This window comes from Escherichia sp. WS1451 (genome assembly GCF_046487365.1).
Classification (GTDB): domain Bacteria; phylum Pseudomonadota; class Gammaproteobacteria; order Enterobacterales; family Enterobacteriaceae; genus Escherichia; species Escherichia coli.
Map to the genome: position 1 here is coordinate 17,140 of NZ_JBJQJP010000018.1, position 25,318 is coordinate 42,457.

Below are 25,318 nucleotides of genomic sequence, written 5' to 3' on the forward strand. Positions count from 1 at the left end.
TGTGGACTGCTGTGTCCAGCTTATCCACAGCATTTTGTGCACGGTTCTGTGGACAAAATACCTGTTCACCCAGGTCGTGCCGGCACGTTAACCGGGCTGCATCCGATGCAAGTGTGTCGCTGTCGCCGGCCTCCTCACCCGGTCACGTTTCGTCGTTCCTCCTCCACGCGCTGCGGCTTCGGGGCCGCACCTGCATTCGTATGCGGTCGCCCGGTTACAGGTGCGGCACGGCCTGATGGAGGCCGCATGTGAGAGGAGAATTCCCATGCCAAACTGGTGCTCAAATCGTATGCATTTTTCTGGTGAACCGGCACGGATTGCTGAGATTAAACGACTGGCCAGCGGTGCAGTCACACCGTTTTATCGCCGCGCCACAAATGAAGGTATTCAGCTGTTTCTGGCCGGAAGTGCCGGACTTCTGCAGACCACTGAAGATGTGCGGTTTGAACCATGCCCCGGACTGACGGCTGCCGGGCGTGGCGTTGTATCGCCGGAGAATATCGCGTTCACCCGCTGGCTGACATACCTGCAGAACGGTGTACTGCTGGATGAGCAAAACTGCCTGATGCTGCATGAACTCTGGCTGCAGAGCGGTACTGGCCAGCGTCGCTGGGAAGGATTACCGGACGATGTCAGGGATACCATCACCGCACTTTTCACCGCAAAAAGAGGTGACTGGTGTGGCTTCTGGAGTAACGAGGCTGTATCGGTGTGGTGGAACCGTCTGTGTGACAACGTACTGCCGGAAAAAACCATGCCGTTTGACCTGCTGACGGTTCTGCCCACCCGCCTGGATGTTGAAGTGAATGGCTTTAACGGTGGTGTTCTGAACGGTGTTCCTTCTGCATATCACTGGTATACGGAACAGTATGGCGTGAAGTGGCCTTGTGGGTATGAGGTGAATATCAGCAGTCAGGGAGACAACTTCATTAAGGTGGATTTCGACACGCCGTGGTGTCAGCCGGAAAGCGACGTTATTGCAGAATTAAGCCGCCGTTTCAGCTGCACGCTGGAGCACTGGTATGCCGAACAGGGCTGTGATTTCTGTGGCTGGCAGTTGTATGAGCGCGGAGAGCTCGTTGATGTGCTGTGGGGGGAACTGGAATGGTCACATCCGACAGATGATGATGAGCTGCCGGAAGTCACCGGACCTGTGTGGATAGTCGACAAGGTGGCGCATTATGGCGGATGAAGTATGACGGAGACGGGCGGGCAACCGCCCGTTTCTTTTCCGGTAAAGGATGTCGCTGTGCTCCTCTTTTTACTGCGCCGGCTGATGCGGCGCGGCATAAACGCTACCTGTGGTCAGTGTCCCGCGTCCGGCCGGGCACGGGACGGGCGCTTTTACCGCTCCCGGCTGGCGTCGGTGACAGTGTACGCCAGCCAGTCGCCCTTTTCTGATGAACGCCCTTCAAGCCGCTTTCGCGGCATAACCTTGCCGTCAAAAAGACGACGGCTGCGGTATTCCACGGTCGGCCTGACCCGTTACCGGACGCGGTGAACAGCCCACAGGCAGCGGGGAACGGGCACCACAGGGGTGCCCTCCCGGTGCCCTCTGTAAGAGAAGGAGTTTTGTATGTCCCGTTTTGTCCTCGGTAACTGCATCGATGTTATGGCCACGATTCCTGATAACGCCATTGATTTCATCTTAACCGACCCGCCATATCTCGTCGGTTTCCGTGACCGTTCCGGGCGCACCATTGCCGGTGACGTTAATGATGACTGGCTGCAACCTGCCAGCAATGAGATGTACCGCGTGCTGAAAAAAGATGCGCTGATGGTGAGCTTCTACGGCTGGAACCGTATTGACCGCTTTATGGCGGCCTGGAAACGCGCCGGATTCAGCGTGGTAGGGCACCTTGTGTTCACCAAAAACTACACATCCAAATCTGCGTATGTCGCGTACCGTCACGAATGCGCCTATATCCTGGCAAAAGGCCGTCCGGCGCTGCCTCAGAAGCCATTACCCGACGTGCTGGGCTGGAAATATTCAGGCAATCGTCATCACCCGACGGAAAAGCCCGTTACCAGCCTGCAACCACTGATTGAGAGCTTCACACACCCGAACGCAATTGTGCTGGACCCGTTTGCAGGCAGCGGCTCAACCTGCGTTGCCGCCCTCCAGTCCGGACGCCGGTATATCGGTATCGAGCTGCTTGAGCAGTATCACCGTGCCGGACAGCAACGACTGGCTGCCGTACAACGGGCCATGCAGCAGGGGGCCGCGAATGATGACTGGTTTATGCCGGAGGCTGCGTAAATGAACTATGCCGGACACGAAAAACTTCGCGCCGAAGTGGCGGAGGTGGCCAATGCCATGTGCGACCTGCGTACAACCATGAATGAGATGGAGCGGCGGTACAGCTTTAATGCTGACACCCTGCCGGAACGTCTGGTGCGTCAGACGTTGTTTCGCGCAAACCGCCTCCTGATGGAGGCATATACCGAAATTCTTGAACTGGATGCGTGCTTCAAAGATTAAGGAGGAGACGAAATGTACGGAACATGCGAAACGCTCTGCCGTGAGCTGGCAGCAAAGTATCCGGGAAACACGCCGCTGATGCTGCTTATCTGGTCCCCGGAAGAGATTCAGGCACTGGCCGACGGTATGGAAATTTCTCTGACCGATCATGAAATCAGGACTGTCCTGGCGCACCTGGAGGACATCCCGGAAGACCAGCGGATGGAGTCCGGTATTTCTTCCGCCGCTGCGATGGAGATTATCAGCAACGTGAGCGAAAACCGCCTGGTGACCGTCTCTGCTGAACTGCTGGCGTCCCTGATTCAGACCGCTGAACAGGCACTGTGGAAACGTGAATGGGCCGCCCGTGATAACGGCCTTGCCGTCCCGGAATGTGTTACCCGCCGTCAGGCAGTGATTAATCAGGCCCGCACCCTGCTGAAAAACAACACACACGAAAACAACTGATGTTATCGCCGCCTGCCCTGCGGGCGGCGATACAGGGAGAACGCTTAATCATGAACAAAACGCTGAATGCACTGGTTTGTCGTCACGCCCGTAACCTGCTGCTGGCGCAGGGCTGGCCGGAAGAGACGGATGTTGACCAGCGTAACCCGAAGTATCCGGGCTGGATCAGCATTTACGTGCGGCTGGATGCGCCCCGGCTGGCGACGTTACTTATCAACCGTCACGGCGGCGTACTGCCGCCGCTCCTGGCCTCCGCCATTCAGAGACTGACCGGAACCGGGGCGGAACTGGTACTGTCCGGCAGTCAGTGGCAATCGCTGCCGGTACTTCCGGCAGACGGAACGCAGGTGTCTTTCCCGTATGCCGGAGAATGGCTGACCGAAGACGAAATCAGGGCTGTTCTTGATGCGGTGCACGATGCGGTACGAAGCATCTGTTACCAGGTGGCAGAAGATGCGCGGCGTATCCGTGCGGCGCTGACCACCACCGGTCAGACGTTGCTGACCCGCCAGACGCGCCGCTTTCGCCTGGTCGTGAAGGAAAGCGATCACCCCTGCTGGCTCGATGAAGATGACGAAAACCTGCCCGTGGTGCTCGATGCCATCGTGAACCGGGGAGCACGTTTTTCGTCGGTGGAAATGTACCTGGTCAGCGATTGTATTGAGCATATCCTGTCCAGTGGGCTGGCCTGCGATGTGCTGCGTATACCGGATGAACCGCCCCGCCGCTGGTTTGACCGTGGTGTTCTGCGGGAGGTGGTCCGGGAAGCCCGGGCTGAAATTCGCAGCATGGCGGATGCCCTGGCAAAAATCCGGAAATGATGACGATGGCGGGGAAAATCCCCGCCTTTTTCCTGCCGGTCACCGGAAAGAGCACAAAGGAAGTCGCCGCCGGCTCCGCTTTACCCGGCCATGCAGGGCATGGCCTTGTGGTTTTTCAGTTATGTGGCCTCAGCGTCGTGTGCGGGCTGTGCCGTGCCTCCATCTTAGCCGGGCTGGCGTTGATGCAAGGGTACGCTTCGCCGCTGCGGTCACCCGGTCCCTCCTTCCCGTCTGCCGTGATTTTCCGGTCGTTCGCCCGCTCAGGTTTCGCGGCCTCACCCTGCAACTCCCGTCAGCCGTGTGCGTCAGGCTGCGGCTTCCCTTGCGCCCCTGCATCCCCGCCTGTTCGCCCGGCTTTTATGGAGGCACGGCACCGCCCGGTGTCGCGGAATATGTGAACAACGGAGGAAAACATCATGCAATATGCGAAACCTGTCACTCTGAATGTTGAAGAATGCGACCGCCTCTTCTTTCTGCCTTACCTGTTTGGCCAGGATTTTCTGTATGTCGAGGCGTCTGTGTACGCGCTGGCGAAAAAAATGATGCCGGAATACGAAGGCGGATTCTGGCACTTCATCCGCCTGCCGGACGGTGGCGGCTACATGATGCCGGATGGCGACCGTTTCCACATGGTGAACGGTGCAAACTGGTTTGACCGTACCGTGAGTGCTGATGCCGCAGGCATCATCCTTACCTCCCTTGTGATTAACCGCCAGTTGTGGCTGTACCACGACAGCGGGGATGCAGGACTGACCCAGCTTTACCGGATGCGCGATGCGCAGTTGTGGCGTCACATCGAATTTCACCCTGAATGCAACGCGATTTACGCAGCACTGGACTGATTAACGGACGGGGCGGCAATGACGCCCCTGTAAAGGAGACGAGAACATGTACTGTACTGTTAAAGAAATTATCCGCGATGTACTGGATACAGACGTGCCGGACAGTGAATGCGTTTTTGCCGTGGTGCTGACCCGTGGGGATGTGCGCCACATAGCCCAGGACTGGAGTCTGACAGACGATGAGCTGGAAACCGTCATGCAGCGACTGGACGATGCCTTTGAGCATGGTGCGGATGTCAGCATTGTTCACGACGTTGTTCGTGAGCTGATGGAAGAAAAGCGCGCCAGCCGTCAGGTGACAGTCCCGGCGGTGATGCTGGAAAAAGTGATGGCGCTGGCAGGCAGTGAAATGAAGCGCCTGTATGCCGTCGGGAGCGAGAACGGGGGCGACGGTGACGCATTCGTCAGGGAAGAACGCGAAGCAATGGACGTTGTGTTACAGGCGCTGGACGGGGAGCACATGTCATGAATATCAGCACAGAAACCCGCGAAATTCTGCGCAATTACAAAGCCGTGATTAATGCGCGGCGTCGTGAAATGGGGCAGAAACCGCTCACCACTGCGCAGATTGTTGATGAAATCTGCGATTTTGTGGCGAATCAGCAGGCTGTTTTCCTGGGCGGTCACTACATCCTTCAGGGCAGCAGAAACAGGTGATACAGGGGCAGGCGGTGGAGGCCGCCTGTCAGCCCGCGCGAAAACCCCTGGCAGGCTGACGCCTGCCGGAAATGCGGGGTGCAGCGCCTGCGGCGCTGCCGGCCCGGCTTTCCGGTCAGAAGGTAGTGTATGGCTGTATGCAGGGAACAGGTGTGATATTCCGTGACACTGTCACCGTTTCTGGCTGTCTTTTATTGCGCCCACTTCGGCTCCCGGCTGCCTGGCGGCATCCGGTCGTCAGGCCCGACTCCGACAGGCAGCTGCTTGCGCACCCGCCAGTCTCCGCCGAACCCGCTGGCGCGGTTTCGGGCTGTCGCTACGGTCCGATGCGTGAAAACCCGGGCTTGCAGCGACCGTTCCGGTCGCGCCGCCCCTGTCGCGCCGTGACCTGCGCTCCCTGCACACCTGACGGTGTGTGAGGAAACTGCGCCTGATGGCGCAGCAGTCCTCCCTCCTGCCGCCACCTCTGCGGCCTGTTTCCCGCTGTGGACTTTCCGGGGGGCAGACGTAACCCCCTCCCGTTCCATCTGTCCAGGGTGAGATGCACCGGCCACAAAATTTTTAGCCATGAACCCGGCAAAAAATTTTGCGTCCGCCCCCGGACAGCTGTCCCGTGAGGCGGTAAACGGGCCCCCATCGGAAAGGTCCACTGCGGGGAGAAACCCCTGTGAAGTGGACGGCAGGAGGAGCTTTCGCTCCTCTGAAGGGGCACATGAACGTCCCGTCGCCGGTATCCGGTTTATCTCACATCTTTCAGTCAGGAGGTTCTTATGAGTGCACGTGGTATCAACAAGGTCATCCTCGTCGGGCGTCTGGGCAATGATCCGGAAGTCCGTTACATCCCCAACGGGGGCGCAGTGGCAAACCTGCAGGTGGCTACGTCAGAAAGCTGGCGCGACAAACAGACGGGGGAGATGCGGGAGCAGACGGAATGGCACCGCGTGGTGCTGTTCGGCAAGCTCGCGGAAGTGGCCGGTGAATATCTGCGCAAGGGCGCGCAGGTCTACATCGAGGGGCAACTCCGTACCCGTAGCTGGGAAGATAACGGTATCACCCGTTACGTCACTGAAATTCTTGTTAAGACCACGGGCACCATGCAGATGCTGGGGAGTGCACCACAGCAGAACGCTCAGGCGCAACCGAAGCCTCAGCAGAATGGGCAGCCACAGAGTGCTGACGCGACGAAAAAAGGTGGCGCGAAAACGAAAGGCCGTGGACGTAAGGCCGCGCAGCCCGAGCCTCAGCCGCAACCGCCGGAGGGGGAGGATTACGGGTTTTCAGACGATATCCCGTTCTGACTGGCCTGACTGTGATAACCGCCCCGCCCTGCGCGGGGCATCACCGGAGATATGAGGATGAGCGAATATTTCAGAATACTTCAGGGGCTGCCGGACGGCTCCTTTACCCGCGAACAGGCGGAAGCCGTTGCCGCACAGTACCGGAACGTCTTTATCGAGGATGACCACGGGGAACATTTTCGCCTGGTTGTCCGCAATAACGGTGCCCTGGTCTGGCGTACCTGGAATTTTGAGGACGGTGCCGGGTACTGGATGAATCATGCCATCAGGGATTTCGGGATTCTTAAGTAAGAGAGGTGCCGGACGCGCGAACGTCCGGCAGGACATAAGCAATTATAAGGGGATGATTATGCCTGTAACGAAGTGTGAACCAGAAACCACCCGCAAAGCAAGCCGTAAATATGCAAAAACGCAGGAAACAGTCCTGTCTGCCCTGCTGGCGCAGACGGAGGAAGTGAGCGTGCCGCTGGCCTCGCTGATTAAGTCACCGCTGAATGTGCGCACGGTGCCGTATTCTGCGGAGTCCGTCAGCGAACTGGCGGACTCCATTAAAGGTGTCGGCCTGTTACAGAATCTGGTTGTTCATGCCCTGCCAGGTGACCGTTACGGTGTCGCCGCAGGCGGTCGCCGACTGGCAGCACTCAACATGCTGGCAGAGCGCAACATCCTTACGGCTGACTGTCCTGTACGCGTGAAGGTTATTCCGCAGGAACTGGCGACTGCCGCATCAATGACTGAAAACGGTCAGCGTCGGGATATGCACCCTGCCGAACAGATTGCCGGATTCCGCGCAATGGCGCAGGAAGGCAAAACACCGGCACAAATCGGTGATTTGCTGGGTTATTCGCCCCGCCACGTTCAGCGAATGCTGAAACTGGCAGACCTTGCGCCTGTCATCCTCGATGCGCTGGCAGAAGACCGCATCACCACAGAGCACTGTCAGGCGCTGGCGCTGGAGAACGACACCGCGCGTCAGGTGCAGGTGTTTGAAGCCGCCTGTCAGTCGGGATGGGGCGGTAAACCGGAAGTACAGACCATTCGTCGTCTGGTGACCGAAAGTGAAGTGGCGGTGGCGGGGAACACTAAATTCCGCTTTGTGGGGGCTGATGCCTTCTCGCCAGATGAACTGCGCACCGATTTGTTCAGCGACGACGAGGGTGGCTATGTGGACTGTGTTGCGCTCGATGCTGCCCTGCTGGAAAAACTCCAGGCTGTCGCTGAACACCTTCGGGAAGCAGAAGGCTGGGAATGGTGCGCCGGACGTATGGAGCCTGTTGGTTCCTGCCGTGAGGATGCCGGAACATACCGCAGTCTGCCGGAGCCGGAAGCGGTGCTGACGGAGGCAGAAGAAGAACGCCTGAACGAACTGATGGCACGTTACGACGCGCTGGAAAACCAGTGTGAGGAATCTGACCTGCTGGAAGCAGAAATGAAGCTGATTGACTGCATGGCGAAGGTCAGGGCGTGGACGCCGGAGATGCGTGCCGGAAGTGGCGTGGTGGTGTCCTGGCGTTATGGAAACGTATGTGTCCAGCGTGGTGTGCAGTTGCGCAGTGAAGATGACGCGACTGATGACGCTGACCGCACGGAACAGGTGCAGGAGAAAGCATCAGTGGCGGAAATCAGTCTGCCACTGCTGACGAAAATGTCTTCCGAACGCACGCTGGCAGTCCAGGCGGCACTCATGCAGCAACCGGACAAATCCCTGACACTGCTGGCATGGACGCTCTGCCTGAATGTGTTTGGCAGCGGAGCGTACAGTAAACCAGCACAAATCAGCCTGGAATGTAAACATTATTCGCTGACCAGCGATGCGCCGTCAGGGAAGGAAGGTGCCGCGTTCATGGCGATGATGGCAGAAAAAGCCCGTCTTGCGGCCCTGTTACCGGAGGGATGGTCACGGGACATGACGACGTTCCTGTCACTCAGTCAGGAGGTGCTGTTATCCCTGCTCAGTTTCTGCACCGCGTGCAGCATCCACGGCGTTCAGACCCGCGAGTGTGGTCACACGTCACGCAGCCCGCTGGACACGCTGGAGAGCGCCATTGGTTTTCACATGCGCGACTGGTGGCAGCCGACAAAAGCAAACTTTTTCGGACACCTGAAAAAGCCGCAGATTATCACAGCCCTGAATGAGGCAGGACTGTCCGGTGCCGCACGGGACGTGGAGAAGATGAAGAAAGGTGATGCGGCTGAACATGCAGAGCACCATATGAAAGACAACCGCTGGGTTCCAGGCTGGATGTGTGCACCACATCCACAGACAGATGCCACTGAACGCACCGATAACCTGGCTGATGCCGCCTGATGAACAACCACACCGCCCCGCCGGAGACGGGGCGGCAGCAAGGGAGATACCGTGATGAAAACTGAACTGACCCTGAATGCCCTGCAGTCCATGAACGCACAGGAATATGAAGATATCCGTGCTGCGGGAAGCGATATGCGCCGTAATCTCACTCACGAGGTGATGCGTGAAGTGGACGCACCGGCTAACTGGATGATGAATGGCGAGTATGGCAGTGAGTTCGGGGGCTTTTTCCCCGTCCAGGTTCGTTTCACGCCAGCCCACGAACGTTTCCACCTGGCATTATGTTCGCCGGGAGACGTCTCTCGGCTCTGGATGCTGGTTCTGGTGAATTGTGGTGGACAGCCTTTCGCCGTCGTTCAGGTGCAACATATCTTCACGCCTGTCGCTATCAGTCACACGCTGGCGCTTGCCGCGACACTTGATGCGCAGGGGTACAGTGTTAACGACATCATCCATATCCTGATGGCAGAAGGAGGTCAGGCATGAGCGCACGTTCACGGGCACTGATCCCCCTCAGCGCAGAGCAACAGGCCGCCATGCAGGCTGTGGCTGTCACCGAACAACGTCGTCGTCAGGGACGCACACTTTCAGCATGGCCTTATGCCAGCGCTTTCTTTCGCTGCCTGAATGGCAGTCGCCGGATTTCGCTGACCGATCTCCGCTTTTTTGCTCCTGCGCTGACGAAGGAGGAATTTCATGGCAACCGTCTCCTGTGGCTGGCTGCCGTGGATAAACTGATTGAAAGTTTTGGTGAAGTCTGTGTTCTTCCCCTGCCATCCGATGCGGGGCATCGTCTGTTCCCGTCCGTTCCTTTTCGTGAAGGTGAGCGGCGTCGTCAGAAAACCACGCTGACAGAGCAGAAATACAGCCGCCAGCGGGAACGTGAGGCAGAACGACGGGAACTGGAATACCAGACATGTTTTGCTCAGGCGCAGATTGACCTTGCGTTTCATACTCCCGCCACGGTCGGAAGCTGGTTGTCCCGCTGGTCTGGTGTTGTTGAGGAGCATGATCTGGAAACGATTTTCTGGGGGTGGTGCGGGCGTTTTCCATCACTGTCATCATTTGACCGGTTTTTCTGGCAGGAGGAACCACTCTGGCGGCTGATTTTTGAAGCCGGTGAGGCCGGTCGTGGTGCACCGGTACAGGTACGTGCACTTGAGCAGTGGATGATCCCGAACAAGCTGGAGAACGCAATATGATGAAATCAGACTAACAATATCAGGTTCCCGTGTGGATGCGACCTCTGTTGCCGTTGCTCTGCAATACCGGTGGTAATGATCCGGAGGAACTGCTGAATGATACAGAAACCACCGCCAGTGCGAATATTGTCCGTTATGTACTGATAGTTGCAGTGCGGTCGCAGATTGATCTGCTGCAGCTACTGTACAGGAAAGGACTGTTGCGCACAGAGATACCAGGTGGCTTTTCACCGGAAGAAGCGCAGGAACTCCTGGATAATCTGGTGCGCAGCCATATCAGCAAGGCGCTGTCGGGTGAGCGAATGGCAGCCCGTGACAGAAATGCCGATCTGACCTGGATTCGCCAGCAACTGATCGATGCCGCCTGGTTTGTCCGTGCCACACTGGAAGCGCATGGGATGGGCGTCGGAAATGAGAGTCCCTCTGCTCCGCCGGAGACAATGCCGGACATACAGATACGGGAACTGGTTATGTTGATCAAGCGACTGGCATCATCGCTGAAAGCGGTGAAACCCGACAGTAGCGTGGTGCGTGAAGCGCAGGACTGGCTGTGCGACAGAAAACTTGTGGATATCACAGATATTCTCCGGTGAACCAGGCATGTATATTTTACGCAGGGACACGCCGATCATGATCGTTTCATATCAGGGGTGGTCTGGAGGTCATGCGGCGTGTCCTCTGCACTCGCCGGAATAAGGAAGTCGCCGGCGGCTCCGCTTTACCCGGCCATGCAGGGCATGGCCTTGTGGTTTTTCAGTTATGTGGCCTCAGCGTCGTGTGCGGGCTGTGCCGTGCCTCCATCGTAGCCGGGCTGGCGTTGATGCAAGGGTACGCTTCGCCGCTGCGGTCACCCGGTCCCTCCTTCCCGTCTGCCGTGATTTTCCGGTCGTTCGCCCGCTCAGGTTTCGCGGCCTCACCCTGCAACTCCCGCCAGCCGTGTGCGTCAGGCTGCGGCTTCCCTTGCGCCCTGTGCATCCCCGCCTTATCGCCCGGCTTTTATGGAGGCACGGCACCGCCCGGTGCCGCAGAACATGTGACTATGGAGGATTCGGGAATGTCTGTTGTTGCACCTGCTGTATACGTTGGAACCTGGCACAAATACAACTGTGGAAGCATCGCCGGACGCTGGTTTGACCTGACCACGTTTGATGATGAGCGCGACTTTTTCGCCGCCTGCCGTGCTCTTCACCAGGATGAAGCCGATCCTGAACTGATGTTTCAGGATTATGAGGGATTCCCGGGGAATATGGCCTCTGAATGCCATATCAACTGGGCCTGGGTTGAAGGCTTCCGCCAGGCACGGGATGAAGGCTGCGAAGAGGCTTATCGTCTCTGGGTGGATGATACCGGTGAGACGGATTTTGACACCTTCCGCGATGCCTGGTGGGGCGAGGCTGACAGTGAGGAGGCTTTTGCGGTTGAGTTCGCCAGTGATACCGGCCTGCTGGCTGACGTGCCGGAGACGGTGGCGCTCTATTTTGACTATGAGGCGTATGCGCGGGATTTATTCCTGGACTCCTTCACCTTTATTGACGGTCATGTGTTCCGTCGGTGATTTACTCCCCCGCTCCGGCGGGGGTATGGCCTGCCAGGCCGCCGGAAAACCCTGGCAGGCTTACGCCTGCCTGAAATGCAGGAGGGCCGCGCCTGCGGCGCTGCCCTTCCTGCCCGTCATGGTGTGAGGCATTTTTCTGTTATGTCGTTTCTGTTGTTCTGATTTCCGGAGGCGGGGACACCTTCGGCTCCCGGCTGCCTGGCGGCATCCGGTCGTCAGGCCCGACTCCGACAGGCAGCTGCTGGCGCACCCGCCAGTCTCCGCCGAACCCGCTGGCGCGGTTTCGGGCTGCCGCTACGGTCCGATGTCTGAAAAACCAGGCTTGCAGCGACCGTTCCGGTCGCGCCGCCCCTGTCGCGCCGGAAACGGCGCTCCCTGCACACCTGACGGTGTGTAAGGCCACTGCGCCTGATGGCGCAGTCAACCCTTCCGCCGCCACCCCTGCGGCCTGTTTCCCGCTGTGGACTTTCCGGGGGCTGGAGTAACCACATCCCGTTTCAGCAGTCCAGGGGAAGATATACCGTCCACAAAATTTTTAGCCATAAACCCGGCAAAAAATTTTGCGTCCGCCCCCGGACAGCTGCCCCGTGACGTGGTGACGGACGCCCCATCGGAAAGGTCCACTGCGGGGAGAAACCCCGAAGAAGTGGACGGCAGAAGGGGCTTTCGCCCCTCCGGGGAGCAACCGGTCGGCCCGGCGACCTGATTCAGCAGAAGGAGACGTTTTCATGACTGTCAGCAGCACGATTTCCGTTTTTTGCCGCGACGGGGTGTTCCGTACCGTTTACTGCCACCTGCACGGTGAGCCGACCTGGAACGGTCGCATCCTGCATACCCACTATGCCACCGGTCAGCAGGCCGAAGCCCTGGTTGAACACGGTGATATCCGTTGCCTCGGTCCCCGTTGTGACAAACCCGCCGGGCATACGCTTCAGAACCCGGTGGACGGTGTGACGGCTTATTACGGACGTGACAGTGGTTTCCGGATGGACAGTGAGGCGCGTGAGTACCGTTCTTTCATGGAGGCTATTGCCACTGAAAGCACTGAAGAGGTGCGCTTCCATTATGTGTTCATCGACGGCTACTGGAAGGTGATGTACCGCACACCGGAAGGCTGGAAGATGAAAGCGCTCGCGCTGGCACTGCGTCGCTGTCCGAAATGAAAAAAAGGCAGGGCGATAAACCCTGCCTCTCTCCGCCGGCGCTTCCCCGCCAGGAAGTCCGGCATCTCAATCACTATCTATGGAGATTATGCCATGAGACCATCAATTATCTTCGCAACCGCCGAGTATGTAAAGCGTCTGCGTGAAGAGTGCCTGCGGGAGAATAAACCCCTGCACCGCCATACCCGCTTCAGACGTCAGGAGCTGGCACAGGATGAGATTAACCCGGACGTCCTGGCGATGAGCGGCCATATCGCCAGACGCTGCAGTGAGCAGAAGCGGGTGCGTATCCCCGCTATGAAAGTCAGCGAATGGGGCCACCTGCTCCGCGCGCTTGAAATTGAGCGGGTCTGCCACTGATTAACCCTTGCCGTCTGCCTGTGCAGGCGGCAGGATACGTTCAGACATCTCACCAGGAGGAACCGTGAGTAAGAAGAAAAACACCACAACGCCCACGCCGCATGATGCCGCGTTCCGGTCGTTCCTGGCGAATCCCGACGTCGCCAGAGATTTTCTGGAACTGCATCTTCCGGCGGAGTACCGGCAGTTGTGCGACCTGTCCACGCTGAAGCTGGAACCCGCCACCTTTGTTGAGCCGGACCTGCATCAGTACGCCAGCGATATCCTCTGGAGCGTGAAAACCACCGGGGGTGAAGATGGCTATGTTTATACGCTCATCGAGCACCAGAGCACCGAAAATCTGTACATGCCTTTCCGCATGTTACGTTACAGTGTGGCGGCGATGCAGAGACATCTGGAGCAGCACAAAACGTTGCCACTGGTGATTCCGGTGCTGTTCTATCATGGTGAGCGCAGCCCGTATCCGTACAGCATGAACTGGCTGGACTGTTTTGAGAATCCGGCACTTGCGGCTAAAATATACACAAAGCCGTTTCCGCTGGTTGATATCACTGTCGTTGATGACAATGAAATCATGAACCATCGCCGGATGGCCGCACTGACGCTGCTGATGAAGCATATCCGCCATCGTGACATGATGGAGCTGCTGGACAAACTCCCGCAGGTCATGGTGGAAATTTCAGACGAGCAGGTGCGTGTTCTGATTCATTACATCGTTAACGCAGGGGACTCTGTATCACCGGAATTTATGCGGGCGCTGGCTGAGCGTCTGCCGCAGCATGAGGATAAACTGATGACTATCGCAGAACGTCTTGAGCAAAAAGGTCGCCAGGAAGGCAGGATGGAAGGACGCATGGAAGGAGCGCTTGAAAAAGCCCTGGCTATTGCGTGCCAGCTTCAGAAAATGGGGATGACGCCGGAGCAGATTAAGCAGGCTACCGGACTTTCCGATGACGAACTGAAGAAAATAACTCACTGATGAGAACCGCAAAGCCCGGCAAAATCCCGGGCTTTTTTGCCAGCAGGAGCAGAGCAAACAGCATGACGATTGCAGAACGTCTTATTCAAAAAGGCGCTCTTGAAGTGGCGCGGGAAATAGCCTGCCGGCTGCGGGATATGGGCTGGCCGCCGGAACGGATTCAGGAGGCGACCGGACTTTCCGGTGAAGAACTGAAAAAACTGTTTCCTGATGAGCAGTAGCCTGGCATTCAGCCAGGCTGTGAATTACGCTCACACATCCTCTGCCGTTTCCCCCAGTTCATTTTCCAGTCGCCTGATGATATCTGCCTTGCGCATCCCCTGCATGTGAGGCAGCAGGTCACGGACTGAAAGTGCCTGGGTGGTCCTCCAGACGGTGACATCCACCTGCTCCGCATTTTCCCAGGCGTGCCATGTTCTCTGTGTCACGCCAAATTCTCTGGCCGCTTTTTCGCGTGACCAGAGCATGCTTTTTCGCCAGATTCGCAGTTCCCAGCCGGTCATAAAATACCTTTGAAAAAGTGAAAAAACTTCACTTTATTTTATCACCATAATCACCAAATCAGCGCGAAAAATAAGTGTGAAAAAGTGAAGAAATTTCACTTTTTTGATTGTGGATGTCGTGCTGTTTTCTCTGTTTTCACCTGTGCGGGAGTGGTGTACCAGTGACCACCGCATGCCGTTGTTGTGCCGTCGGTTTTCTCCGGTCGCGCCGGATGCGGCGCTCCCTGCACACCTTACGGTGTGTAAGGCCACTGCGCCTGATGGCGCAGCTGTCTCTGCCTGTCTGCCGCCGCACTGCGGCCTGTTCTCCGCAGACGGACTTTCCGGGGGTACATACACGACCACATCCCGTTTCAGTCGTCCAGGGGAGAGATGTACCAGCCACAAAACTTTTTGCCGCTGGCGTCAAAAACTTTTGCGTCTGCCCCCGGACAACTGCCCCGTGACGTGGTGAGCGTCCCCCGTCGGAAAGGTCCACTGCGGGGAAATACCCTAAGACCCGGACGGCAGAAGGAGCTTCGCTCCTCCGGGAAATGACCTGGCTGACCCGGCAGTCGTGACGATGAGGAGACAATGTGATGAATCAGACTTTACCCACTGCTGACCTGAATACTGCCGGCACGACAGATGTTATTCCGTCTGTGGCTATCGACCGCATCATCGCGCAGCGTAACGAAGGTATTGCACTGTTCATGCAGGCGATGGAATGCCTGGCGACAGCGCGCAAGATTCTGCTCGATGCGTCAGGTGATATTTTTCTTTACGGGTTTGAAGACTGCGTGACTGATTCCGTTCGTCGCATGGATAAGCCGGAAGAAGCGAAAAGGAATATCACCCGTCTTGCCGACCGGAAAATCTGGGACCGCCTGATGACAGATACGGGCATGTACACCTTCATGAGTTCATGCCAGCGTGATGAGTGGAACAGCCAGCTGATGAGCGACACCTGTCCTGAAATCACCCTGGACAATGTACTGGCAACATTCCGCCATCTTAATGCCAGCAAAATGCAGACGTTTGAACAGGGGCTGATTGATGTCTACCGGAAATTGTCATGGGATTACAGAACCAATAATCCCTGCCGTCTGGGTAAGAAAATCATTATTGAAAACCTGCTGTACCGCTGGAGTAACGGGCGTGTGACGCTGGACTGCAGCGGACGGGAGGCACTGGATGACCTGGTACGTCCGTTTTATCTGCTGGAGGGGCGCAACGTTCCTGACTTCAGGAACAGCATCGGGGCGCAGTATGGTGAATTTCTCGGGAACGGCGACAATGTCGGTAAGCTGTTAGAAGGGGAATATTTTACGGTGCGTGGCTACCAGAAAGGGACCGTACACATTGTCTTTAAGCGTTCTGACCTTGTTGAAAAACTGAATGATATTATTGCACGGCATTATCCAGGTGCATTGCCGCCACGAGTCTGATTAAACAGAAAAGCCCTGGTATTTATGCCGGGGCTTTTTTTTCTGTAATCATCATAATCTCAGAACACGATGTGACATTGTCACATCAATTGTTGTTCATATCGATGCCATCTTTCCTGCCTGAATCGTCTTTTTAGGTGCTGTTTTAGAGGAAGAATGGCGGGATGGTTTTTTCGATTCTGCTTCCCGAATAATGTCACGAAGTGCCTTCTCTCCTACTTCATACCCTGCATTTTTGAGCGTGTCACGAACATCTGCCAGTGTATAACCCTTTGTCCTTACCAGGACAATGATGTCATCACGAATGGCATCAAGAAAATCACGCAATGTTTTCCGTTGAGCGGTGAGGTCCGGCAATTCTGATAAAGCAGCTTTTGCCAGCTGGATGTCATCATCTGAGTAAAATTTTTTAGAAGCCATTGGCACTTTCTCTCCGTTTCATGTTGAAGCCTGATTTTATCATCAAAAACTGACTCCTGGCAGGGCTGCGCCCTGCCTCTGCCGTCTGCATAAGACTATGATGCACAAAAATAACAGGCTATAATGGTCTGAAAAACGGGACAGGATGTGCAATTGTAATACCGTCACACGCGACGCTATTACAATTGCCATCTGGTCAGGGCTTCGCCCCGACACCCCGTAAGGAGCCTGAAGTGAGTGATAGTGCGGTAAGAAAGAAAAGTGAGGTACGGCAAAAGACAGTTGTCAGGACACTCAGATTCTCTCCTGTTGAGGATGAAACCATCAGGAAAAAAGCTGAAGATTCCGGACTTACTGTATCTGCTTACATCCGAAATGCAGCACTGAATAAGCGAATTAACTCCCGTACAGATGATGCTTTTCTGAAGGAGTTAATGAGACTGGGAAGGATGCAGAAGCATCTGTTTGTTCAGGGAAAAAGAACCGGTGACAAGGAATACGCAGAAGTGCTTGTTGCCATAACCGAACTTACAAATACATTGCGTAAACAGTTAATGGAAGGTTGAGGATTCTCCGGTGAATGCAGTCATTCCGAAAAAGAGAAGGGACGGCAAGTCTTCGTTCGAAGACCTGGTATCCTACGTCTCTGTCCGGGATGACATGACCGATGAGGAACTGGATTTATCTTCTTCTTCGCAGGCTGAACAACCGCACCGAAGCCGTTTCAGTCGCCTTGTTGATTATGCGACACGTCTTCGAAATGAGTCATTCGTGGCGCTGGTTGATGTCATGAAGGACGGCTGCGAATGGGTCAACTTTTATGGTGTCACCTGCTTTCATAACTGTACTTCTCTTGAAACGGCCGCTGCAGATATGGAGTACATTGCCCGGCAGGCACACTATGCAAAAGATGACACTGATCCTGTTTTTCACTACATCCTTTCCTGGCAGTCACATGAAAGCCCGCGTCCGGAACAGATTTATGACAGTGTACGTCATACGCTGAAATCACTCGGCCTTGCCGACCATCAGTATGTCTCTGCCGTGCATACTGATACAGATAATCTGCACGTCCATGTGGCTGTTAACCGGGTACACCCTGAAACGGGTTATCTGAACCGGTTATCCTGGAGTCAGGAAAAACTTAGTCGTGCCTGCCGTGAGCTTGAACTGAAGCATGGTTTTGCTCCGGATAACGGTTGCTGGGTCCATGCACCGGGAAATCGTATCGTTCGCAAAACCGCCGTTGAACGTGATCGCCAGAACGCGTGGACACGCGGGAAAAAACAAACTTTTCGCGAGTATGTCGCGCAGACAGCGGTCGCTGGTTTACGCAGTGAACCTGTAAATGACTGGTTATCCCTGCATCGTCGTCTTGCGGAAGATGGTCTGTACCTGTCTCAGATGGACGGAAAATTTCTGGTGATGGATGGCTGGGATCGCAACAGGGAAGGTGTACAGCTTGACTCGTTTGGTCCCTCCTGGTGTGCAGAAAAACTCATGAAAAAAATGGGTGACTACACGCCAGTACCAAAAGACATTTTCAGCCAGGTGGAAGCACCAGGACGCTATAATCCGGACTTCATTGCCGCTGATGTTCGCCCGGAAAAAATCGCTGAAACAGAAAGTCTGCAGCAGTATGCCTGTCGTCATCTTGGAGAACGTCTGCCGGAAATGGCACGGGAAGGACGGCTGGAAAACTGCCAGGCTATTCACCGCACACTGGCTGAAGCGGGATTATGGATGCGTGTTCAGCATGGTCACCTGGTTATCTGTGACGGTTATGATCATAACCAGACTCCCGTTCGTGCTGACAGCGTATGGTCGCTGCTGACGCTCGACAATGTGAATCAACTCGATGGTGGCTGGCAGCCTGTACCAACAGATATTTTCCGCCAGGTTACGCCAACAGAACGCTTCCGTGGTCGTCGTATGGAGAGCTGTCCTGCGACCGATAAAGAATGGCACCGTATGCGTACAGGCACGGGGCCGCAGGGGGCTATCAAACGCGAACTGTTTTCTGACAAAGAAAGTCTGTGGGGATACAGCATCAGCCATTGTAGCCCTCAGATTGAAGAAATGATCACACAGGGTGAGTTTACCTGGCAGCGTTGTCATGAGCTGTTTGCACAACAGGGACTGATGCTACAGAAACAACATCACGGGCTTGTTGTCGTTGATGCCTTTAATCATGAGCAAACGCCGGTGAAGGCCAGCAGCATTCATCCTGATCTGACACTGGGGCGTGCAGAGCCACAGGCCGGACCTTTTGTGAGTGCCCCAGCAGATTTGTTTGACAGGGTGCAACCTGAAAGTCGCTATAACCCGGAGCTGGCTGTCAGTGACAGGTACGGGGTCAGCAGTAAACGTGACCCAATGCTGCGCCGGCAGCGACGTGAAGCCAGAGCTGAGGCCCGTGCTGACCTGCGTGCCCGCTATCTGGCATGGCGTGAACAATGGCGTAAACCAGATCTGCGTTATGGGGAACGTTGTCGGGAAATTCATCAGGCATGCCGTCTGCGGAAGTCACACATTCGTGCGCAGTACGATGATCCGGCATTACGTAAGCTGCATTATCACATTGCAGAAGTTCAGCGAATGCAGGCATTGATCAGGCTGAAAGAAGACATCAGGGATGAGCGACAGAAACTTATTGCTGATGGGAAATGGTATCCACCCTCTTACCGTCAGTGGGTCGAAATTCAGGCTGCTCAGGGAGACAGGGCTGCTGTATCGCAGCTGAGAGGCTGGGATTATCGCGATCGCCGTAAAGACAGGTCACGCACAACGACGACAGACCGCTGTGTCGTGCTTTGTGAACCGGGCGGAACGCCGGTATACGGTAATACCGGTGATCTCGAGGCCCGTCTGCAGAAGAACGGGAGTGTTCGTTTCCGTGACCGTCGGACGGGAGAGTTTGTCTGTACGGATTATGGTGACAGGGTTGTTTTCCGTAATCACCATGACCGCAATGCGCTGGCAGATAAACTGGATTTGATTGCACCGGTATTATTCGGGCGTGATCCACGCATGGGTTTTGAACCAGAAGGAAACGACAAACAATTTAACCAGGTCTTTGCTGAAATGGTTGCCTGGCATAATGTGACAGGCCGTACCGGTCACGAAGACTACAGGATTACGCGACCGGACGTGGATCATCACCGTGAAGGAAGTGAACGCTACTACCGCGATTATATCGCGGCGAACAGCAACGATGACGCATCACTGCCTCCGCCGGAGCAGGATAAACGCTGGGAACCGCCTTCTCCAGGTTAAAAAAAAGGCCGCGCCAGAATCCGGCGCGGCCACTGTTCAGTACATTCCGTCCCAGTCCGGACGGTTGGTTTTTTTATGATGAAACCCGTTTACAGGACGCCCTGTCGGGTGGTTATTGTCCTGTGGAAGCGTTAACAGGTTTATACCTGCTCTTTCTGCTCTCACTGATATCTGATTTTCCTCTTTTGTTTCAGGTAGTTCTGGTCTGTTCAGCGTGATATAGCGAATTCGTCGCTCTTCCCGTGTGGTCGTTTTAAGCGTATTCACCGCTGTTTCCCACAAGGCACTTTCACGTGCGTTGATATCTGTGTCGTACTCTTCCAGCATTGCCATAGCCGCCTGACGTCCTGCAATGCGTTGCTGGAATGTATCCACGATCGTGTGCGGCTCTGTGCGAATTTTTCGTCTTTTTCTGGAGGGTTTTGCAGTCAGGACGCCAATGATGGCACTGACATTTTCCGGTGACGGTATTCGACGTTGAGTAGTACGGGGAACAAGACGGCGGAGACGGTCCAGGCGTGGCGCATCCACGCTGATATACCTGTTTATAACAACGGGATCGCTGCTGCAGCTTTTCTCATCGTCAGGGATGAAGAATGATGCTGATGGTACGGTTTCTCCCCGGAAAATAGAAAAGAACTCGCCAGGATGAAGTTCAATCAACTCCTGAACATTTATCTTGCTTTCCATCAGGATGCTGATTTGTGGGCTGTCAATCCATGATTCACCAAATATGCCGTCCTGACGCTGCAGGTTGTTCATTCTCGCCCTGGCTTCTTCACCGGCGGCGCTTTTCAGCGTTCTGGCCGTACTACCCTCGCTGACAATCCTGCCGGCAAATTTTGTCCCCGTGTTCTGCATCAGTGTTGCAGTATTCGTGGCTGTTGTCTGTCCTTCTATACGTTCCTGGTCCTGTGCCATCAAAATCAGAGCAAAATCCAGTGAACGCACCTGAGTGGCTTCCACAGCAATACGGTCCGTATAGTATGCCCCCACTTCATCAAGGAAACACAGATAAGGGAAACGCCCCTTATATTTTTTGACTTCCAGTGCATCGGAATCAGTTCCTTCGAGGCGGTAGCCCAAATCACGGGCGAGAATCATACTTTTCTGGGTGATAAACATTCGTCCAAGAGCAGACGTTGTATGCGCTGATGTATCCAGAGCGGGGATCATTACCATCAGAATCCTGTCGCTGTGAATGCTGTCACGGATATCGATATCACCGGAATCTTCAGCAAAAATATCCCCGAATGCTTCCGTGAATGTGCTGAAAGTTTCAGAAAACTGCCCGGAGAGATAAGCATGTTGTTTTCTGGGTTCTTCCGTCCAGGCTGATGGTGTCCTGACCAGCGACAGGTCGAAACCGGGAACGTCCTGAAGGTAGTTACGTAACGGTGCGATAGCTTCTTCCGGCCACTGATCATCGAGGCCACGACAGTAAAGTCTGGCCATCCCTTCGAGAGTCATATGTTCACGGAGCATCTGCAGCGACATTGTTTTGCCTTCGCGCACACACCAGAATTTAGTACCAAATACTAGTGCCTTATTCATGGCAATGGCCCGGGACTGCCACTCGCCCCCCTGGACGTTCTGGGGCAGCATTGACTGCATTGTCTCCGCTGTGAATGCCTCAGTGCTGTAACAGAAGGGATTCCAGGTATTTGACTGAGGACGCGTTTTTTCACCACTCAGAATGATTTCACTGCGGGATTTTCCTCCGTTCATGAAGTTAATGACTTCCACATCGTCTTCACGTCCAAAGCGTCTGGCCAGATACCAGATCGTTCTTGCCGTATCATTCTGTGCCTTGCCATCGACAAGGGTGAATCCTCTTGCCCAGCAAAGTGGGTTAATCGCCCAGGCAAAGATGGTTTCCGTTTTACCGCCACCGGTGGTGGCGAAAAACATTATATGGCGGGTCAGATCGTCCATACTCAGCCATAACTCCCTGCCAATATCCCTGACGCGTTGATAACCAACATAGAATATGCCGCTGGCCGGTGATTCCAGAATGACCTCATACTGGAACAGGGTTGGCCAGAAGCTGAAAAGACTTCTTTTAATCATTCTGTCCTGTGACGGGTCAGCACATTCCAGCGTCATGGGCATACGAAGAGGGCAGCGCCATCGCTGCAGACTAAATACCAGCATTGTTATCAGTGTGAACAACAGACATGCCGGTAATGCAAGTGGCCAGATAAAACTGGCCACAAGACTTGCCACCAGGCAAAAGCCATAGATATTGAGACTCTGGAGTGCATTCCAGACAGGATTTCCCCAGGCTGTACGGTGTAAAAGCTCGGGGTTAACGCGATGTTCACTCATGGCCAGACTCGCTGTCGGTGGTTTTCAGGAATAAATTAAGCGTGCCAGTTTCCTGCAGAATTCCTGTAGGCAGATGCCAGCCGGTGTCGGACAGCACCCATGGGGTACCGGCAAATCCGAACTTACGGAAGGCGACATTGTTAACATCAATCGCAGCTCTGGCTGCTTTCAGGCATGTTTCATCTGCAGGCGTTGTTTCTTCTGATGGCGTCATCATTCCGTTATCTGCGGAATACAGTCGGTGCCAGCCGGCAGCACGTTTCTGAGCATCTTTTTCACACAGCAGTGGTGCCACACGGTCGGTGGATTCCTCTCCACCAATAACTGAAACCGGGTAGATAACGACATTGAAGTCGCTGGCCAGGCGTTTTAAGGCCGGCTCCAGAAGTCTGCAGTTAGGACAGGCAGGATCGAGAAATGCGAACAGGGTTCGTTCATGACCGGATGACAGGTTGATGGTAAACATGCCCCGATCGGCGTTCCGCTTCAGAACAGTAGCCAGATTATGTCGCGCAGCTGCGGCTTCCGGATTTTTGCCTGTGATTGTTTTCTCCGGGACCTGGACGTCTTTTTTCGGGGGAACCGGGAGTTGAATGCCTTCATTTAATGGCACAGTGTGATTCAGGTGAGGGGGTAGCAGTCGTGGCTCACCTGCTGTCTGTACTGCTTCAGGCGTTGTATCATTCCAGAATACACGATCAACATAGCGGAACAGAGAGAAGCCAATCGTTGCCATTACGAACAGCACAACGCTGGCGATTATGCCACGGAACAAAGGTGTTCTGCTGAAGCGGCGTTCCATCAGATATTCAAGGCGCAGGCAGGAATCAATAGCTGTAAGTATCTGGTCAGCGTTATGCTCCTGTTTATCAATCAGGACGGTTTCTCTGTTACGGGTGCCCATGGCGTCAAAGGCTATATGAATCAGTTGATTATTTCGTGTTACCAGCCCTGACAGGGCATCCCGTGGAAGGACGGCAATAATTTCTGTCCTGCCATCCGGCCAGATTGCCTGCACGGAAATATGTTTTGCAATGCGTGTTGCAAAGTACTCGATTGTCATTTTCAGTTCTCCGGATAATCAGAATTCGTTGTCTGTAGCAGGTGTGCGGGGCAGGATGTCGTCGGTGAGGGACCAGTTGGTCAGGATGCGGCGTTTCCGGTCGCGATCTGGTTGTGGTTCATCCCAGATAAGACCGAGACTGAGCATATCCCGCCGTAAGCCTTCCACCGCTTCATCAACACAGGGTTCAGGGCAGGGAAGACCAAAACGCATGGCTTCGGCCTCTGCACGTGCAACGGCCACCACGCCAGCGCCTTCAATAAATCCTTTCGTGGTATTGGCGCGGTGTAATGCATAAAACAGCGTCCTGTCCACGCCTTTCAGCCAAATCCAGTTGGGTGGCGTAAGCCGCAGGTCATGTGCATACAGCCAGACCAGCCCACTGCGGACGTAGCGATGTTGTTTCAGCCATTGCTGTGCTCCGTTGCTTTTAATCACTCTCTGGAAAGCTGATTTGGCCAGTGAATAAATAGGGGTACAGAATTTCCCACTGTCCCGTTTGCTTTTAATTCTGCATGAGAGGTTCAGTGTATCCATGAGCTTTAATGCTGCCTTACGATCATCCAGGAAATACTGAAGACCAAATATGGCAAAGAGCGCTTTTTCATGTGGTGCCATGTCTTTCCAGGACGTTAAAGGTTTACCCAACTGGGCCATGAAACATCGTCTTGCAGCTGCAACATCGAGCTGCATATTGGTGATGAGAGTATGCTGCTCGACAAATGCTTCCGGGGTGAGAGCAACCCGCCGTTCAGGTCGTTTGCCACCATGAAAGAGTTTTTCCGGATCACCATCTGCCAGTACAGGGGCGATAGCAGGGGACAACGAAGCAAAGATGTGTGGCAGTCGGGTAATATCTACTGGTCTGCGGGTGAAACGACTTTGTCCCGGATGTTGATACCACTCCCACAAACACCAGAGTGTCACAGGTAAGAGGTACATCCACAGAATACCTATGGTCTGCTCCATGACGTTAACCCACTGGCTATAGCTTATGTTGGCGGCGTTGTTACCGGTCATGGCAAGCAGGTTGTATCGTGGTGCTGCATAGTTATGAAATGGTCCCCAGTCAACCAGTCCCCATAAGGTATGAAGAATCAGGCAGCTGGCGTAAACCACTTCCGGCAAGAATAACCATATAACGAATAGCAGCAGGATAAGAAGGACACCAACAGCGCCCCATATCTGCATAGGATCTTCTGCGACAGGCTGTCGATTGTAAGACATGACAAAGTCTCCATTTCTGGAATTTAAATCAAACGGAAAGGTTAAAAATTTATTTGCAGGCGATAAGAGCTAACCAGAGGAATTAGCCGTGCGATAAAAGGATTGTTGCAGATACGAAAGTCGTTAGAATAGCTGCGGGCGCTTGAGGCTGTATGCCGAAAGCGTTTTGTGGACGGTATACAGCAGAAAGCCCCTGGAGATTTTTTTATCAATCAACCAAGGGCTCTACTGTAATGCCTAGACAACATTATAGTAGCCCGATAACCGCCGTAAGGCAATGGAGGGGCTATGATGCCACAGCGAACGTTTTTAATGATGTTAATCGTCATCTGTGTGACGATTCTGTGTTTTGTCTGGATGGTGAGGGATTCGCTTTGCGGACTCCGGCTCCAGCAGGGAAACACAGTGCTTGTGGCAACGTTAGCCTACGAAGTTAAACGTTAACGGGCAACACGGCGGCAGGTTTTCTGCCGCCGCTTTGTTGCGAAGGCTGACCTCATTGCGCCCTTTCTTCTTCAATGAAGCGTATCCGGTATTGTTTCATTTTCCCTGAAGCCGATTAGCTCCAGCCGAATGCCTTTGCCATCGGGGGCCACGTTCTGCATTTCGCAGATACCACGTCGGGTCATGAGTGTGAAGGCTGTCATTGCCAGCATGGCTAACGCGTTTTCCTCGCTTCCGCTGCGTTTCTCGAGAGCATCGGCAATTTCTTCTATGCTCCCCACCTGAAAGCAAGAGTCGAATTCTTTACTCCACTTTTCTGACATCGGATTTTCTCTCTGTATTTATGGGTAGTTATCGAACTGAATGTGCCAGTTTTTTCAGGAGACGGCAAAGTTGAGATGATTGGTTCTGATTCAGAGCATGAGTTTCCTCGGTGTGACGGGCATGTCGGGCGGATTTTGAGAAACAACAGATGTAAAAAAACCGACTGGTGAGGTCGGTTTTTTTACTGTT

General features: G+C 54.7%; 29 protein-coding genes and 1 pseudogene. 24 read left to right on the forward strand and 6 right to left on the reverse strand.

Annotated elements, in window-relative coordinates:
* The first annotated feature begins 289 nt into the window (after window positions 1–289).
* From ACJHX7_RS19605 to ACJHX7_RS19700, 20 genes are all read left to right on the forward strand, one after another.
* Window positions 290–1,192, forward strand: a complete 903-nt coding sequence (locus ACJHX7_RS19605; RefSeq protein ID WP_282655706.1) for a DUF1281 domain-containing protein — start codon at window positions 290–292, stop codon at window positions 1,190–1,192.
* A 3-nt stretch (window positions 1,193–1,195) separates the two neighbouring features.
* Window positions 1,196–1,501 carry a hypothetical protein gene (locus tag ACJHX7_RS19610; RefSeq protein WP_282655702.1) on the forward strand — a complete coding sequence of 102 codons (306 nt, stop codon included), beginning with the start codon at window positions 1,196–1,198 and terminating at the stop codon, window positions 1,499–1,501.
* A 75-nt stretch (window positions 1,502–1,576) separates the two neighbouring features.
* Complete coding sequence (locus ACJHX7_RS19615) at window positions 1,577–2,260, forward strand: DNA methylase (RefSeq protein ID WP_089558122.1); 684 nt, start codon at window positions 1,577–1,579, stop codon at window positions 2,258–2,260.
* Window positions 2,261–2,482, forward strand: a complete 222-nt coding sequence (locus ACJHX7_RS19620; protein WP_001104885.1) for a hypothetical protein — start codon at window positions 2,261–2,263, stop codon at window positions 2,480–2,482.
* A 12-nt stretch (window positions 2,483–2,494) separates the two neighbouring features.
* Entirely contained in the window at window positions 2,495–2,929 is a 435-nt protein-coding gene (locus tag ACJHX7_RS19625; RefSeq protein WP_000274472.1) for a DUF1380 family protein, read from the forward strand.
* A 50-nt stretch (window positions 2,930–2,979) separates the two neighbouring features.
* Entirely contained in the window at window positions 2,980–3,750 is a 771-nt protein-coding gene (locus tag ACJHX7_RS19630; protein WP_069722655.1) for a hypothetical protein, read from the forward strand.
* Window positions 3,751–4,166: 416 nt separating this feature from the next.
* The gene (locus ACJHX7_RS19635; RefSeq protein WP_001198889.1) at window positions 4,167–4,592 is read left to right on the forward strand and encodes an antirestriction protein; all 426 of its coding nucleotides are present in this window, start codon (window positions 4,167–4,169) and stop codon (window positions 4,590–4,592) included.
* Between the two features lie 46 nt (window positions 4,593–4,638).
* On the forward strand, window positions 4,639–5,061 hold the full coding sequence (locus ACJHX7_RS19640; RefSeq protein WP_000271694.1) for a DUF1380 family protein: 423 nt from the start codon (window positions 4,639–4,641) through the stop codon (window positions 5,059–5,061).
* Window positions 5,058–5,249, forward strand: coding sequence for a hypothetical protein (locus tag ACJHX7_RS19645; RefSeq protein WP_001027495.1), 192 nt, complete (start codon window positions 5,058–5,060; stop codon window positions 5,247–5,249). The genes ACJHX7_RS19640 and ACJHX7_RS19645 overlap by 4 nt, the downstream gene beginning before the upstream one ends.
* 770 nt (window positions 5,250–6,019) lie before the next feature.
* A complete protein-coding gene (locus ACJHX7_RS19650; protein ID WP_001276114.1) occupies window positions 6,020–6,547 on the forward strand; it encodes a single-stranded DNA-binding protein in 528 nt (175 codons plus the stop codon).
* A 57-nt stretch (window positions 6,548–6,604) separates the two neighbouring features.
* Window positions 6,605–6,838, forward strand: coding sequence for a DUF905 family protein (locus tag ACJHX7_RS19655; protein ID WP_000006012.1), 234 nt, complete (start codon window positions 6,605–6,607; stop codon window positions 6,836–6,838).
* A 58-nt stretch (window positions 6,839–6,896) separates the two neighbouring features.
* Window positions 6,897–8,855: a ParB/RepB/Spo0J family partition protein gene (locus ACJHX7_RS19660; protein WP_282655701.1), complete on the forward strand. Its 1,959-nt coding sequence runs from the start codon at window positions 6,897–6,899 to the stop codon at window positions 8,853–8,855.
* Window positions 8,856–8,909: 54 nt separating this feature from the next.
* Window positions 8,910–9,344, forward strand: coding sequence for a conjugation system SOS inhibitor PsiB (gene psiB, locus ACJHX7_RS19665; RefSeq protein WP_282655700.1), 435 nt, complete (start codon window positions 8,910–8,912; stop codon window positions 9,342–9,344).
* Window positions 9,341–10,060 carry a plasmid SOS inhibition protein A gene (locus ACJHX7_RS19670; protein ID WP_001276261.1) on the forward strand — a complete coding sequence of 240 codons (720 nt, stop codon included), beginning with the start codon at window positions 9,341–9,343 and terminating at the stop codon, window positions 10,058–10,060. Before psiB ends, ACJHX7_RS19670 begins: the two co-directional genes overlap by 4 nt.
* A gap of 35 nt (window positions 10,061–10,095) precedes the next feature.
* Window positions 10,096–10,653 carry a hypothetical protein gene (locus tag ACJHX7_RS19675; protein WP_282655698.1) on the forward strand — a complete coding sequence of 186 codons (558 nt, stop codon included), beginning with the start codon at window positions 10,096–10,098 and terminating at the stop codon, window positions 10,651–10,653.
* A gap of 461 nt (window positions 10,654–11,114) precedes the next feature.
* Complete coding sequence (locus ACJHX7_RS19680) at window positions 11,115–11,615, forward strand: antirestriction protein ArdA (RefSeq protein ID WP_000117618.1); 501 nt, start codon at window positions 11,115–11,117, stop codon at window positions 11,613–11,615.
* Window positions 11,616–12,343: 728 nt separating this feature from the next.
* Window positions 12,344–12,778 carry a hypothetical protein gene (locus ACJHX7_RS19685; RefSeq protein ID WP_000218858.1) on the forward strand — a complete coding sequence of 145 codons (435 nt, stop codon included), beginning with the start codon at window positions 12,344–12,346 and terminating at the stop codon, window positions 12,776–12,778.
* Window positions 12,779–12,871: 93 nt separating this feature from the next.
* A complete protein-coding gene (locus ACJHX7_RS19690) occupies window positions 12,872–13,138 on the forward strand; it encodes a hypothetical protein (RefSeq protein ID WP_001247862.1) in 267 nt (88 codons plus the stop codon).
* A 64-nt stretch (window positions 13,139–13,202) separates the two neighbouring features.
* Window positions 13,203–14,117, forward strand: coding sequence for an Rpn family recombination-promoting nuclease/putative transposase (locus ACJHX7_RS19695; RefSeq protein ID WP_000038334.1), 915 nt, complete (start codon window positions 13,203–13,205; stop codon window positions 14,115–14,117).
* On the forward strand, window positions 14,117–14,338 hold the full coding sequence (locus tag ACJHX7_RS19700) for a hypothetical protein (protein ID WP_001604501.1): 222 nt from the start codon (window positions 14,117–14,119) through the stop codon (window positions 14,336–14,338). The genes ACJHX7_RS19695 and ACJHX7_RS19700 overlap by 1 nt, the downstream gene beginning before the upstream one ends.
* A gap of 30 nt (window positions 14,339–14,368) precedes the next feature.
* On the opposite strand, the gene ACJHX7_RS19705 is transcribed toward ACJHX7_RS19700, so the two are convergent.
* Complete coding sequence (locus ACJHX7_RS19705; protein ID WP_000148285.1) at window positions 14,369–14,620, reverse strand: helix-turn-helix transcriptional regulator; 252 nt, start codon at window positions 14,618–14,620, stop codon at window positions 14,369–14,371.
* 578 nt (window positions 14,621–15,198) lie between these two features.
* Here ACJHX7_RS19705 and ACJHX7_RS19710 point away from each other — a divergent pair.
* On the forward strand, window positions 15,199–16,047 hold the full coding sequence (locus tag ACJHX7_RS19710; protein WP_001599394.1) for a DUF4942 domain-containing protein: 849 nt from the start codon (window positions 15,199–15,201) through the stop codon (window positions 16,045–16,047).
* Between the two features lie 85 nt (window positions 16,048–16,132).
* Here ACJHX7_RS19710 and ACJHX7_RS19715 read toward each other — a convergent pair.
* A pseudogene (locus ACJHX7_RS19715) lies at window positions 16,133–16,467 on the reverse strand (molybdopterin-guanine dinucleotide biosynthesis protein MobC).
* A 233-nt stretch (window positions 16,468–16,700) separates the two neighbouring features.
* Between ACJHX7_RS19715 and nikA the strand changes: the two are divergent.
* Window positions 16,701–17,033: an IncI1-type relaxosome accessory protein NikA gene (gene nikA / locus ACJHX7_RS19720; RefSeq protein WP_001283947.1), complete on the forward strand. Its 333-nt coding sequence runs from the start codon at window positions 16,701–16,703 to the stop codon at window positions 17,031–17,033.
* A gap of 10 nt (window positions 17,034–17,043) precedes the next feature.
* Complete coding sequence (gene nikB, locus ACJHX7_RS19725) at window positions 17,044–19,743, forward strand: IncI1-type relaxase NikB (RefSeq protein WP_001360283.1); 2,700 nt, start codon at window positions 17,044–17,046, stop codon at window positions 19,741–19,743.
* 36 nt (window positions 19,744–19,779) lie between these two features.
* Here the strand turns inward: nikB and trbC are convergent, their stop codons facing one another.
* From trbC to trbA, 3 genes are read right to left on the reverse strand one after another with little or no spacing between them, the layout of a single operon-like run.
* Window positions 19,780–22,071: an F-type conjugative transfer protein TrbC gene (gene trbC / locus ACJHX7_RS19730; RefSeq protein WP_001289282.1), complete on the reverse strand. Its 2,292-nt coding sequence runs from the start codon at window positions 22,069–22,071 to the stop codon at window positions 19,780–19,782.
* Window positions 22,064–23,134 carry an IncI1-type conjugal transfer protein TrbB gene (gene trbB / locus ACJHX7_RS19735; protein ID WP_410231680.1) on the reverse strand — a complete coding sequence of 357 codons (1,071 nt, stop codon included), beginning with the start codon at window positions 23,132–23,134 and terminating at the stop codon, window positions 22,064–22,066. The genes trbC and trbB overlap by 8 nt, the downstream gene beginning before the upstream one ends.
* An 18-nt stretch (window positions 23,135–23,152) precedes the next feature.
* A complete protein-coding gene (gene trbA / locus ACJHX7_RS19740; RefSeq protein ID WP_016245570.1) occupies window positions 23,153–24,361 on the reverse strand; it encodes an IncI1-type conjugal transfer protein TrbA in 1,209 nt (402 codons plus the stop codon).
* Between the two features lie 291 nt (window positions 24,362–24,652).
* On the opposite strand from trbA, the gene ACJHX7_RS19745 reads away from it, so the two are divergent.
* Window positions 24,653–24,805 (forward strand): Hok/Gef family protein, encoded by a 153-nt coding sequence (locus ACJHX7_RS19745; RefSeq protein WP_001331364.1) that lies wholly within the window; start codon window positions 24,653–24,655, stop codon window positions 24,803–24,805.
* A 71-nt stretch (window positions 24,806–24,876) separates the two neighbouring features.
* Here ACJHX7_RS19745 and ACJHX7_RS19750 read toward each other — a convergent pair whose 3' ends face one another.
* The gene (locus tag ACJHX7_RS19750) at window positions 24,877–25,128 is read right to left on the reverse strand and encodes a hypothetical protein (protein ID WP_001291964.1); all 252 of its coding nucleotides are present in this window, start codon (window positions 25,126–25,128) and stop codon (window positions 24,877–24,879) included.
* Window positions 25,129–25,318 lie beyond the last annotated feature (190 nt).

Coding starts and splice junctions, on each gene's coding strand:
- ACJHX7_RS19605 (WP_282655706.1), top strand. CDS start 290: ATGCATTTTTCTGGTGAACCGGCACGGATTGCTGAGATTAAACGACTG.
- ACJHX7_RS19610 (WP_282655702.1), top strand. CDS start 1,196: ATGACGGAGACGGGCGGGCAACCGCCCGTTTCTTTTCCGGTAAAGGAT.
- ACJHX7_RS19615 (WP_089558122.1), top strand. CDS start 1,577: ATGTCCCGTTTTGTCCTCGGTAACTGCATCGATGTTATGGCCACGATT.
- ACJHX7_RS19620 (WP_001104885.1), top strand. CDS start 2,261: ATGAACTATGCCGGACACGAAAAACTTCGCGCCGAAGTGGCGGAGGTG.
- ACJHX7_RS19625 (WP_000274472.1), top strand. CDS start 2,495: ATGTACGGAACATGCGAAACGCTCTGCCGTGAGCTGGCAGCAAAGTAT.
- ACJHX7_RS19630 (WP_069722655.1), top strand. CDS start 2,980: ATGAACAAAACGCTGAATGCACTGGTTTGTCGTCACGCCCGTAACCTG.
- ACJHX7_RS19635 (WP_001198889.1), top strand. CDS start 4,167: ATGCAATATGCGAAACCTGTCACTCTGAATGTTGAAGAATGCGACCGC.
- ACJHX7_RS19640 (WP_000271694.1), top strand. CDS start 4,639: ATGTACTGTACTGTTAAAGAAATTATCCGCGATGTACTGGATACAGAC.
- ACJHX7_RS19645 (WP_001027495.1), top strand. CDS start 5,058: ATGAATATCAGCACAGAAACCCGCGAAATTCTGCGCAATTACAAAGCC.
- ACJHX7_RS19650 (WP_001276114.1), top strand. CDS start 6,020: ATGAGTGCACGTGGTATCAACAAGGTCATCCTCGTCGGGCGTCTGGGC.
- ACJHX7_RS19655 (WP_000006012.1), top strand. CDS start 6,605: ATGAGCGAATATTTCAGAATACTTCAGGGGCTGCCGGACGGCTCCTTT.
- ACJHX7_RS19660 (WP_282655701.1), top strand. CDS start 6,897: ATGCCTGTAACGAAGTGTGAACCAGAAACCACCCGCAAAGCAAGCCGT.
- psiB (WP_282655700.1), top strand. CDS start 8,910: ATGAAAACTGAACTGACCCTGAATGCCCTGCAGTCCATGAACGCACAG.
- ACJHX7_RS19670 (WP_001276261.1), top strand. CDS start 9,341: ATGAGCGCACGTTCACGGGCACTGATCCCCCTCAGCGCAGAGCAACAG.
- ACJHX7_RS19675 (WP_282655698.1), top strand. CDS start 10,096: ATGCGACCTCTGTTGCCGTTGCTCTGCAATACCGGTGGTAATGATCCG.
- ACJHX7_RS19680 (WP_000117618.1), top strand. CDS start 11,115: ATGTCTGTTGTTGCACCTGCTGTATACGTTGGAACCTGGCACAAATAC.
- ACJHX7_RS19685 (WP_000218858.1), top strand. CDS start 12,344: ATGACTGTCAGCAGCACGATTTCCGTTTTTTGCCGCGACGGGGTGTTC.
- ACJHX7_RS19690 (WP_001247862.1), top strand. CDS start 12,872: ATGAGACCATCAATTATCTTCGCAACCGCCGAGTATGTAAAGCGTCTG.
- ACJHX7_RS19700 (WP_001604501.1), top strand. CDS start 14,117: ATGAGAACCGCAAAGCCCGGCAAAATCCCGGGCTTTTTTGCCAGCAGG.
- ACJHX7_RS19705 (WP_000148285.1), bottom strand. CDS start 14,620: ATGACCGGCTGGGAACTGCGAATCTGGCGAAAAAGCATGCTCTGGTCA.
- ACJHX7_RS19710 (WP_001599394.1), top strand. CDS start 15,199: ATGAATCAGACTTTACCCACTGCTGACCTGAATACTGCCGGCACGACA.
- trbC (WP_001289282.1), bottom strand. CDS start 22,071: ATGAGTGAACATCGCGTTAACCCCGAGCTTTTACACCGTACAGCCTGG.
- trbB (WP_410231680.1), bottom strand. CDS start 23,134: ATGACAATCGAGTACTTTGCAACACGCATTGCAAAACATATTTCCGTG.
- trbA (WP_016245570.1), bottom strand. CDS start 24,361: ATGTCTTACAATCGACAGCCTGTCGCAGAAGATCCTATGCAGATATGG.
- ACJHX7_RS19745 (WP_001331364.1), top strand. CDS start 24,653: ATGCCACAGCGAACGTTTTTAATGATGTTAATCGTCATCTGTGTGACG.
- ACJHX7_RS19750 (WP_001291964.1), bottom strand. CDS start 25,128: ATGTCAGAAAAGTGGAGTAAAGAATTCGACTCTTGCTTTCAGGTGGGG.